At 40.8% G+C, this 701-nt stretch carries 1 protein-coding gene; it reads left to right on the forward strand.

Translation table 11 applies throughout. The features are described from left to right. Positions 1-219: 219 nt before the first annotated feature. Positions 220-701 (forward strand): PAS domain-containing protein (locus A3756_RS01885; RefSeq protein WP_156490188.1); only part of this gene is annotated, 482 nt, incomplete at its 3' end.

A 701-nucleotide genomic window follows, 5' to 3' on the forward strand; every position in this document is an offset into this window, starting at 1 on the left:
CATTAAAATTTCACAGCGAAACACAGAAATATAGTCTAAATTTAAGTAGATTCACTTGAAATAGTCATGTGCCGGGTACTTAATGAGAACTCGACTCCTGCTTTCCTAGGTTAAAAAGCATTTTCAGCACGCACTCTAAAGTGAAGTAGAGATAACCTTGTAACATAGAAAATTAATGACTCTACGTTCATTAAGTAACATGCAGTACAAACGAAAGCTATGAAGTACCATAAACTCATTCTAGAGCAGATCGAAAAGCACCTATCAGAAGTGCCGGATGACCCTCGCATTACTGCATTTTTGAATGCCGTACATAATAGTTATGTCGAAGCTGATGAACAAAGAACAACCCTCGAGCGCTCCGTTCAACTGTCAGCAAAGGAACTCATTACACGCAATAAAGAACTAGAGCGCCAAGTTACAGAACTTAAGATAACCCAGAGTGCGCTTAAAGAATCTCATTCACTATTGCATGCAAGTTTAGAGTCGAGCCATGAAGCTCTATTAGTGCTCGATCTGGAAGGTAGAGTCAGACTCTACAACCCAAATTTCTGTGAGATGTTCCGTATCGACCCTGAAGAAAAGAACATCAACCATATAGCAGACTTTCTAAAAGAAACAGAAACCCTCATCAGCGAGCCAAACTCACTGACAGCCGAGTTTAAATTCAGCCTCGAGACTCCCAAAGAGCAGCGTCTGTG

The sequence above is a fragment of the Oleiphilus sp. HI0086 genome, from assembly GCF_001635225.1.